Source organism: Pantoea sp. CTOTU49201, assembly GCF_032054795.1.
Taxonomy (GTDB): domain Bacteria; phylum Pseudomonadota; class Gammaproteobacteria; order Enterobacterales; family Enterobacteriaceae; genus Pantoea; species Pantoea symbiotica.
Map to the genome: position 1 here is coordinate 1 of NZ_DAMBSA010000178.1, position 9,006 is coordinate 9,006.

11 protein-coding genes are annotated in these 9,006 nt (G+C 54.3%); 2 read left to right on the forward strand and 9 right to left on the reverse strand.

Features of this window, described 5'->3' with window-relative positions; genetic code table 11:
- The 5 genes from RTY00_RS13505 to RTY00_RS13525 all read right to left on the reverse strand — a co-directional run.
- Positions 1–1,544 (reverse strand): glycosyl hydrolase family 28-related protein (locus tag RTY00_RS13505; protein WP_312664804.1); only part of this gene is annotated, 1,544 nt, incomplete at its 3' end.
- 202 nt (positions 1,545–1,746) lie between these two features.
- Positions 1,747–2,040, reverse strand: coding sequence for a hypothetical protein (locus RTY00_RS13510; protein WP_061717524.1), 294 nt, complete (start codon positions 2,038–2,040; stop codon positions 1,747–1,749).
- Positions 2,037–2,387 (reverse strand): hypothetical protein, encoded by a 351-nt coding sequence (locus RTY00_RS13515; RefSeq protein WP_008108960.1) that lies wholly within the window; start codon positions 2,385–2,387, stop codon positions 2,037–2,039. Before RTY00_RS13515 ends, RTY00_RS13510 begins: the two co-directional genes overlap by 4 nt.
- Positions 2,384–2,851: a glycoside hydrolase family protein gene (locus RTY00_RS13520; RefSeq protein ID WP_312664805.1), complete on the reverse strand. Its 468-nt coding sequence runs from the start codon at positions 2,849–2,851 to the stop codon at positions 2,384–2,386. The genes RTY00_RS13515 and RTY00_RS13520 overlap by 4 nt, the downstream gene beginning before the upstream one ends.
- A 182-nt stretch (positions 2,852–3,033) precedes the next feature.
- Complete coding sequence (locus tag RTY00_RS13525; RefSeq protein WP_312664806.1) at positions 3,034–3,312, reverse strand: hypothetical protein; 279 nt, start codon at positions 3,310–3,312, stop codon at positions 3,034–3,036.
- A gap of 42 nt (positions 3,313–3,354) precedes the next feature.
- Between RTY00_RS13525 and RTY00_RS13530 the strand changes: the two genes are divergently transcribed.
- The gene (locus tag RTY00_RS13530) at positions 3,355–3,654 is read left to right on the forward strand and encodes a hypothetical protein (protein ID WP_154191670.1); all 300 of its coding nucleotides are present in this window, start codon (positions 3,355–3,357) and stop codon (positions 3,652–3,654) included.
- 73 nt (positions 3,655–3,727) lie between these two features.
- On the opposite strand, the gene RTY00_RS13535 is transcribed toward RTY00_RS13530, so the two are convergent.
- From RTY00_RS13535 to proB, 3 genes are all read right to left on the reverse strand, one after another.
- Complete coding sequence (locus RTY00_RS13535; RefSeq protein ID WP_008108954.1) at positions 3,728–4,459, reverse strand: S24 family peptidase; 732 nt, start codon at positions 4,457–4,459, stop codon at positions 3,728–3,730.
- Between the two features lie 353 nt (positions 4,460–4,812).
- Positions 4,813–6,066, reverse strand: a complete 1,254-nt coding sequence (gene proA / locus RTY00_RS13540; protein ID WP_312664807.1) for a glutamate-5-semialdehyde dehydrogenase — start codon at positions 6,064–6,066, stop codon at positions 4,813–4,815.
- Between the two features lie 10 nt (positions 6,067–6,076).
- Positions 6,077–7,180, reverse strand: coding sequence for a glutamate 5-kinase (gene proB / locus RTY00_RS13545; RefSeq protein WP_008108950.1), 1,104 nt, complete (start codon positions 7,178–7,180; stop codon positions 6,077–6,079).
- Positions 7,181–7,426: 246 nt separating this feature from the next.
- On the opposite strand from proB, the gene ompC reads away from it, so the two are divergent.
- Positions 7,427–8,518, forward strand: coding sequence for a porin OmpC (gene ompC / locus RTY00_RS13550; protein WP_008108948.1), 1,092 nt, complete (start codon positions 7,427–7,429; stop codon positions 8,516–8,518).
- Positions 8,519–8,602: 84 nt separating this feature from the next.
- Here the strand turns inward: ompC and crl are convergent, their stop codons facing one another.
- On the reverse strand, positions 8,603–9,004 hold the full coding sequence (crl, locus tag RTY00_RS13555; RefSeq protein WP_008108946.1) for a sigma factor-binding protein Crl: 402 nt from the start codon (positions 9,002–9,004) through the stop codon (positions 8,603–8,605).
- Between the last annotated feature and the right edge of the window lie 2 nt (positions 9,005–9,006).

The following is a 9,006-nucleotide window of genomic DNA, read 5'->3' on the forward strand; positions in this document are numbered from 1 at the left end:
ACCACCGAGAAGTCCTGCTGGAACAGCGAGCAGGAACCGGTATCGAAACGCGTTGGACCGGTACATTTCAGGTTGAGCATGGTATCGCCACTGTTGGCGCGCAGTTTTACCCACACCGCCGCATAAGTGGTGCCGACACGGCTGTAACGAATATCCAGCACCGCAGGTTGCCCCATGTGATAGGCATCGGCCCACACCGTTTCCAGGCGCTGCAGATTGACCCAGGTTTTCCCGGTCGCCGCCACGTTCACCGGCGATCCGGCTGTGCCGGTGGGCTGGGTAGCATCCGCTTTACCAATAAACTCCATCACCCACTGCTGGTTGGCGTTCGGGAAGAACAACTGCCCGACGCGGTACCAGTTATCGGTATCGGTGTTATTGGTAATTTTGTAGCCGCTGTAATAGCCCGCGCGCAGCGATCCGGTCATGAAGGTGCCGTAGTTTTCGTCGCGACGATAGCCATATTCAAAGGTGGACAACCAACGTCCGGCGGCGGCATCCAGGCTGAGTTTCGCGCCGGATTGCAGGTTAAGCTGGCGGATCACCACGCGCGCATTGTTGAGATTCAACGGCGTGCCGCAATCCTCAATATTCAGCGTATCCACCGTCCAGCCGCCGTCAGAGAGATCGCCCGGATTACGCGTGTGTTCGATCCACACGTTGCGAATAATCCCCTGCGTCACGCGCGGCATGTAGAGCGTGGCGTCGCCGTAACCGGTCTGGAAGTTACAGTTACATAGCTCAATCGCCGTGGAGTGATCCCACGCGCCTTTCGGCGAGTTCGACCAACCGACATCAAACACGCGCGCATAGGTATACAGGGTGTAAATCTGGTCGAATTTACTGTCGAGGGTATCCAGCACTTTAATCACCGTACCGCCGTTATTCTGCGCGCGGAAACAGTAGATATTGACGGTGGTGCCTTCGATGCAGGTATTTTCGAAGAACGGCTGCACGTTGCTGCACATATCGGAGGTGATGGTGCTTTTGTTGGTGGTGATATCGGCCGATGCCTGGCCGTTCCACGCGATACCGCGGATGGAGGTACGACGCGCCTTCACCTTGAACACCGTGTTGGCACTTTTATCGGAAATAATAGTGGTACGCGGCAGCGAACCCAGCTCCACATCATCACCTTGCAAACCGAAAAAGGCGCGCTCGGTGCCGCTGATGTCGATTGGGCTGATCAGGAATTTACCGCCTGGGAAACGCACCGGCAACGCGGTGATATTGCCCGAGTAGTTTTGCGTCCACGCCAGCATACGGTTAAAGGCATCGGTATCGTTGGCGTAACCATCGCCCTTGGCACCGAAGTGATACACGTTGATATCCGACGGATCGTTAATGACGCGTTTCCAGTAAAAACCGTTACCGATCACCAGCGTACCGCCATCTTCAACCGCCGTTGTGGTGCCGATAAAACCGGTAAAATCACCGCCACCGTGGAAGGTGGAGTCCGCGTTGTAACGACGTAAGAATGCCAGATCGCCGTTTTTGGCCGGAACAGTGGTGCGCAGTTCTGCGTAAGAGTTAACTTCGATCATTATAGCCTCCTCGGCTTTTCGGGTAGGTAATGCAAATGCAAGAGAGCAGCGTTACTGCGCCGCGTGGCCGCAGTGCTGATCCCAAAGATCGTTGTGATTGTTGATGGCGCGCACGGTGCGAACGTCCATGCGCTCGGCGTCATTGCCGTGGGTGTAAATCGGGGAAAAAAGAGTACAGGCTGAGTCGATAACGACGGGGGCTTCAGGGCTGGTGATATTTCGACTGCTGCAACTTGTCGCGAGCAGCAGCGTCATCAAGATTAAGATTGCTGGCTTCCACACGTTTGGCCTCCTCGCGCAGCTGTTGCTGCTGCTGGTTAACCGCTACCGCTTGCGCCGCAGCTTTATCGGCGCGTTCGACGGCGGATTTGGATGCTTGCTGCACCTTGCCGATTTTCTTGCCACCGAAGTAGCTGGCGACCAGCGCGGCAATCACGCCCGCCAGCGCGGCCAACCAATGCCAGCTGCCGCCGAGCAATGTGGTGAGAAGTGTCATGCTTTTTCCTCCATGGCGATTTTCTGCTGGTTAAGGCCTTTCTGGCGGACGAACTGAGCAATCACGCCCATCGCCACCATAAAGGCACCAATCAGCCCCAAATAGTTGTGCGGCAGAATCTCTTTCACATCGGGCGGCATGCTGTTCCAGGCATCAAGTGCAGCGCTGGGAAACGATTGCACCCACGCGCTGAGCATCGAACCGAGCGATGCTAGCCACACCGACCAGGTTTTGAATAACAGCCGCGCATGTTTGACGAACTCCAGCGTGGTGAAACGCTGCATGATGAGCACCACAATGATCACCAGCAGCACCGCAATGATAAAAATCAGCAATTTCAGATTCATAGCAGCCCCCGATAGATGTCATAGGTGCCGCTGCGCATCACTTCGGCATGGCGCCGCGCGCGGCCCGAAGTTTGACGCGCCCACAGGCTATCGAGCATGGCGTTCGCCGCGCTGTTGAAGTCGCCCTGGGTAATCGCGGTGAGCATGCCGCGAAACATCGCCAATCCATCAATACCCAGTTGATAGCCCATGCTGATCAGCACATCGCAGCGCGCTTCATTGCATTTGGCCAGTGCCTGCTGCACCAGCACACGTTGATGCATTTGCTGCACCTTGCTTTCAACAATGCACTGCTTCCACACATCGCCCACCGGACGCGGCACCTGGAAGATATAGTTGCTGAGCGAGGCACCTTTGGGGCCAATGCGAATGCCGCCCGCGACCGTGGGGAAACCCTGCGTGTCGAGATAAGGCGTTTCGCGGTAACCCTCTTCAAAATTCAGGATGGCAATAATCTGGCTCATAGAAATTCCTCTTTGACGGGCGCAACAGTCCGAAAATGGCTGTGCAAAACAGCAAAAAACATAAATTCCGCTGATCGTTTACAACATTGAGCGCGTTATTTGGTAAGCGAAACGCTCAAGAATGGTTAAACAGTGAACAACAATGAAACGTTCCGTTTAAAACTGGGGAAAGTGATGCAGGTTTAGCGCACGGCGTACAAGTAAACATGGGGCAAACAGCAGTTATCGACGCTCGCTTGCGCCTGCTGAATGCGAACGGGCGCTAACACGGCGCAATCAACGCGCGACAGCGTCTGGCGCTGGCAGATGCGTTCAGCGGTACGCAGGGTGACATTTTCGTATTCGATGCCGAGTGCGCTATCGATGCTGCGCTTAAGGCGGCTGAGGGACTGGCGTCGCCGATGGCGGCGCGTGCGTGCATTGCCGGTAAATACTGACTTTCCGTACTGGATAATCGCCATAACTCCTCCTGTTAATGAGTCTTTGGCGATGGGGTGGCAGGCATGGCGATGCGGCTGATGCCGACGCGTTCGCTGTTCCTCTGGAAAATACTCGACGTCAACTCGCCCGGCTGCATTCGCGGCCAGGGTGAAGTAGAGGAGAGTGAAAAACAGAGGGCAACTGACAACGCTGCAAAGTGCGTATCCACCCCATCCCAAAGTTCACTAACTTTGGATGGTATGTATCGCGCTTGTGCAGCGCCTCAATTGTTTAAGAGCGGGCTCATCCGTGAGCAGATATGTTGTCCATCCATGCTCAAATTATTAACAGGTTCTAATGCATTGGCAAACACCAATGGTTAATTTTTTATTTACCATCAGTTAAATTTATGATTTCAGCCAAAATATTTTTTTGTCGCAATCTGGCGTTTTGTGATCAGCCTAGAATTTGATAATCCCGCGCCTGGCTCATGATCACCCGCGCCACCACTTGCAGCGTCCTGGCTTCTTCCAGCGTGAGATACCAGGTTTCATAGCGCTTGTTATCTGAGATCACCGCGACTTTTTTGTGCTGAAGTTGCAGGCGTTTGAGATAGAGCTGATCGTCAAGCGTGAACAGATAAATGCCATCGCCGTCGAAGCGATGCACGCTGATATCGACAAACAGCTGATCGCGCGGCGCAAAGGTGCCGGCCATCGAATCGCTGTTGAGTGCGATGAGGCGAATGTTCTCAGCCGGGCGGCCGTTAAACAGCACCCGCGCCTCTTCCAGCCCATATTCAATGGCTTGAATGGTCTCCACCAGTTCATCGCGCGTAGAACTACTGCGCACGCCGTGCTGGCCGATATCCAAACTTTCAACGCGAAACAGATGCTGAGGATTCACCAAACTGCGCTGCGTTAGCAAAGCGGCCGGTTTTTCCATGCCAAATTGCAGCCACTCAACGCGCACGTCGAGTAACTGGCTAAGCGCCAGTAAATTATTATCATCAGGTATCGATTGTCCGTTAAACCATTTCCACACCCCCGGCGTTGAGATCTTGCATCCCCTCTCTTGCAGCGCAAGCGCAACCTGTTTGTTTCGTCCATGTCCGACAATTCCCGCGCTTTCGCATGCGGCAATCAGCCTGGCAGTGAATGCTTGTCTCGTACTCTCTTTTTTAACCATCAGTTAATAATCTGCCTTCAGTAAAAGACTGAATGTTATTTTCATTTTTGCTACCAGTTCATTTTATATTACCGGCAGTTTACTACCCAACCGCTTTTATCAATGAAGCTGGACAATCATTATCCCTTTCGGTTAGGGCGAAACCAGTGTTCAGTGCTATATCGCTTGTTCTGACAGGGGTTTTCAGGATTGTTCTGTAGCTATAAGACCAGCATCTAAAGGAAAAAATGGGTGAAAAGCCGCGAGCCCGCCATAGATGACAGAAATAAATCAAAAAGCTCTTGGAATGAGTGGATCGAAAGCAAAAAAAATGGGCACCGTTTTCGGTGCCCATTGTCATGCAGAGGCGAACATTAACGACGCAGCGTATCGTCGCCCCAACCTATCCATTTGTAGGTGGTCAACGCTTCAAGTCCCATTGGACCTCGCGCGTGCAGCTTCTGCGTGCTCACCGCCACTTCGGCACCCAGGCCAAACTGGCCGCCGTCGGTGAAGCGTGTGCTGGCGTTAACGTATACCGCCGATGAGTCAACCTGGTTGACGAAGCGATTGGCGTTGCCAATGCTGCGCGTCAGAATGCCATCAGAGTGCTGCGTGCCGTGTTCACGGATATGCGCGATGGCTTCATCGATATCCGCCACCAGCTTGACGTTCAGATCGTTGGACAACCATTCGTCATCATAATTTTCTGCTTTCACCGTTACCACTTCGGCGGCACCGTTTTGCAGCAGCGCCAGCACATTTTCGTCGGCGTGCAGCGCAATCTTCTCCTGCGCCATGCGCTGCAGGAAAGCCGGAATGAAGTTGTCCGCCTGATGGCGATGGATGAGCAGCGTTTCCAGCGAGTTGCAGGCGCTTGGACGTTGCTTCTTGGCATTAACGATCACTTCCAGCGCCGCCTCGGTCTCCATGGTTTCATCGAGATAGAGATGGCACACGCCGATGCCGCCGGTGATCACCGGAATGGTAGAGTTTTCACGGCATAGCTTGTGCAAACCCGCGCCGCCGCGTGGGATCAGCATATCGACGTAGCGATCAAGCTTCAGCAGCTGATTCACCAGCTCGCGATCCGGGTTTTCAATCGCCTGTACCGCGCCCGCCGGTAAACCGTGCTGGGTCAGCGCATTCTGGATCACGCGCACGGTGGCGGCGTTAGTGCGATAGGTCTCTTTGCCGCCGCGCAGAATCGCCGCGTTGCCGGTTTTCAGGCACAGCGATGCCACATCAACAGTCACGTTAGGACGCGCTTCATAAATCACACCAACCACGCCGAGCGGTACGCGACGACGTTCAATACGCAGGCCGCTATCGAGCTGGCCGCCGTCAATCAGTTGACCAACCGGATCCGCCAGGCGACACACCTGACGCACATCATCGGCAATGCCTTTCAAACGCTGTGGGTTGAGCGTCAGGCGATCGAGCAGCGCTTCGCTCATGCCGTTTTGGCGCGCATCCGCCAGATCCTGCTCGTTCGCTGCCAGAATGTCCGCGCTTTCCGCTTCCAGACGATCGGCGATGCTCAGCAGCACCTGATTTTTTTGTTCGGTGGAGAGTTCCGCCAGTTTGTACGACGCAGCACGCGCCGCTTTACCCATCTCTTCTAACATCATCCGCTCCTTAACTGACGATCATGTCGTCGCGGTGTACCGCAACCGGGCCATATTCATAACCGAGGATCTCGCCGATTTCCTGGCTGTGATGACCGGCAATCATGCGCATGGCATCGCTGTTGTAGCGCGTGACGCCGTGGGCGATATCGCGCCCTTGCAGGTTGCGAATCCGGATTACTTCACCGCGCGAGAAGTTGCCCTGCACGTCACGGATGCCTTTTGGCAGCAGCGAACTGCCGCGCTCCAGCATCGCAGCCAGCGCGCCATCATCAATGGTGATTTCGCCTGCCGGCGGTGCGCCGAAGATCCAGCGCTTACGGTTCTCCAGCGGCGACTGCTGCGCGTGGAAACGCGTGCCGACCGGTTTGCCATGCAGCACATCGCTGATCACGTCCGGACGGCTGCCAGCGGCGATGATCACATCGATCCCCGCGCGGCAAGCGACGTCCGCCGCCTGCAGTTTGGTCGCCATGCCGCCGGTTCCCAGGCCCGACACGCTGCCGCCCGCGAGCGTGCGTAACGCATCGTCGATCTGATGCACGTCGCTGATCAACTCCGCTTCAGGATTGGTGCGCGGATCGGCGGTGAACAGCCCTTGCTGATCGGTCAACAGCAGCAGCTTATCTGCGCCACCGAGCATTGCCGCCAGCGCCGACAGATTGTCGTTGTCGCCCACTTTAATTTCGGCGGTCGCCACCGCATCGTTCTCGTTAATCACCGGCACGATGTGGTTGTCGAGCAGCGCGCGCAGCATGTCACGCGCGTAGAGGAAACGTTCACGGTCTTCCATATCGGCGCGCGTCAGCAGCATCTGCCCGATATGAATACCGTAAATCGAGAACAGTTGTTCCCACAGCTGGATCAAACGGCTCTGCCCCACCGCAGCCAACAGCTGCTTTGAGGCGATGGTAGGTGGCAGTTCGGGGTAACCAAGGTGTTCGCGTCCGGCAGCGATCGCGCCAGAGGTGACGATAACAATGCGATGGCCTGCCGCGTGCAACTGCGCACACTGACGAACCAACTCCACCATGTGCGCCCGATTCAACCGACGTGAACCGCCGGTGAGGACGCTAGTACCCAACTTGACCACAAGGGTCTGACTGCCACTCATGTTTTTCCTGCCATGTAAGAAAAAAATCTGCGAAGGGACGTTTTATCAGGAGTGGGCAAGGAAGCCAACAACAGCAAGGGGAAAAGCACAAAAATCCCCTGACAATGCGGTAGACCAAAAGTTCGCGATTAACAAGAAATCCGAAAAACTGTCATAAAACTTTCATCACCTCCCGGTAAAAAGTTCCGTGTTTTACAAAACCTTTCACGGGTACAACAAATTTTACTCATTGGGATTGATAGCAAAATGAAGAAGAGCACACTGGCATTAGTTGTATCAGCGCTGGCACTAGCTTCCACCGCAAACGCCGCAGAAGTTTATAACAAAGATGGTAATAAACTGGACTTCTACGGCCGTGTTAAAGCTGAACACTACTTCAGCGATAACGCGTCAAGCGACGGCGACAAATCTTACGTGCGTATCGGTTTCAAAGGCCAGACGCAGATTAATGACCTGATGACCGGTTACGGTCAGTGGGAATATCAGTACAACGTAAACAACTCTGAAGGTTCTGATGCCAACGCAGGCAACAAAACCCGTCTGGGCTTTGCTGGTCTGAAATTCGGTCAATACGGTTCATTCGACTACGGTCGTAACTACGGCGTGCTGTACGACGTAGAAGCCTGGACTGACGTATTCCCAGAATTCGGCGGTGACGGTACAGCGCGTACCGATAACTTCATGACTGCGCGTGCAACTGGCGTGGCCACTTACCGCAACAGCAACTTCTTTGGTCTGGTTGATGGCCTGCGCTTCGCGCTGCAATATCAGGGTAAAAACGACTCTACCAGCGCCAACGCTCGTGGCAGCATCACCGATACTTCGCGCCAGAACGGCGACGGTTACGGTGCGTCACTGGGTTACACCATTGCTGACACCGGCATCAGCCTGATGTCTGCCATCACCTCTTCTGACCGTACTAACCAGCAGCAGCTGCAAGCGCTGGGTAGCGGTGATAAAGCGGAATCTTGGGGCGCGGGTATCAAGTATGACGCTAACAGCATCTACCTGGCTTCTATCTACACCGAAACCCGCAACATGACGCCAATCGGCACGCGTGGTTTTGCTAACAAAGCGCAGAACTTCGAAGTGGTCGCGCAGTATCAGTTCGACTTCGGCCTGCGTCCGTCCCTCGGCTATATCCAGACCAAAGGCAAAGACATCGAAGGGATCGGTGACGAGGATCTGGTTAAATACATCGACGTGGGCATGACTTACTACTTCAACAAAAACATGTCGACCTTCGTGGATTACAAAATCAACCAGTTGGATGACAACAACAAGCTGAACCTGAACAACGATGACGTTGTGGCGGTTGGCCTGACGTATCAGTTCTAAGCAGTAAGCTGTACCCTCGCTGTGTCTATAAAAAAAGAGCCGGCTCATCACCGGCTCTTTCCTGTTTAAACCCTTAAATAGCTATCAGGCGCTCAATTTAACCGGCTCTTCTTTAAAGCCTTCCGCCGGTCGCAGATCGAGTTTCTGTTCCAGCAGCATCGCTTTCAAGCGCTCATGGAAATTACGCAGCGTGCTTTCCACTTTGGCATTGTTCTCTTTGCCTTTGATGGTTGCCGCGCCCCAATCACCCGCTTTATCAAACAGGCCAAAATGATATTCGTAAGTGAAGTGATCTTCATAGGCTTCCAGCGTCATCCACCAGCCCCAAAACTCACGTAGCTCTGGTGCAGGCTTGACGTTGACACACGCTGCCAGGCAATCGAAGAAAAAGCGTGTCTCTTCACATTTGCCTTCACGGATATACGGCCCCAATTCGGTGAAGCGCTTAAGCAGGCGACTACGGGGGTGACCACTCGGTAATGTCATCT

Coding starts and splice junctions, on each gene's coding strand:
- RTY00_RS13535 (WP_008108954.1), bottom strand. CDS start 4,459: ATGGTTAAAAAAGAGAGTACGAGACAAGCATTCACTGCCAGGCTGATT.
- RTY00_RS13515 (WP_008108960.1), bottom strand. CDS start 2,387: ATGAATCTGAAATTGCTGATTTTTATCATTGCGGTGCTGCTGGTGATC.
- ompC (WP_008108948.1), top strand. CDS start 7,427: ATGAAGAAGAGCACACTGGCATTAGTTGTATCAGCGCTGGCACTAGCT.
- crl (WP_008108946.1), bottom strand. CDS start 9,004: ATGACATTACCGAGTGGTCACCCCCGTAGTCGCCTGCTTAAGCGCTTC.
- RTY00_RS13520 (WP_312664805.1), bottom strand. CDS start 2,851: ATGAGCCAGATTATTGCCATCCTGAATTTTGAAGAGGGTTACCGCGAA.
- RTY00_RS13530 (WP_154191670.1), top strand. CDS start 3,355: ATGGCGATGCGGCTGATGCCGACGCGTTCGCTGTTCCTCTGGAAAATA.
- proB (WP_008108950.1), bottom strand. CDS start 7,180: ATGAGTGGCAGTCAGACCCTTGTGGTCAAGTTGGGTACTAGCGTCCTC.
- proA (WP_312664807.1), bottom strand. CDS start 6,066: ATGTTAGAAGAGATGGGTAAAGCGGCGCGTGCTGCGTCGTACAAACTG.
- RTY00_RS13525 (WP_312664806.1), bottom strand. CDS start 3,312: ATGGCGATTATCCAGTACGGAAAGTCAGTATTTACCGGCAATGCACGC.
- RTY00_RS13510 (WP_061717524.1), bottom strand. CDS start 2,040: ATGACACTTCTCACCACATTGCTCGGCGGCAGCTGGCATTGGTTGGCC.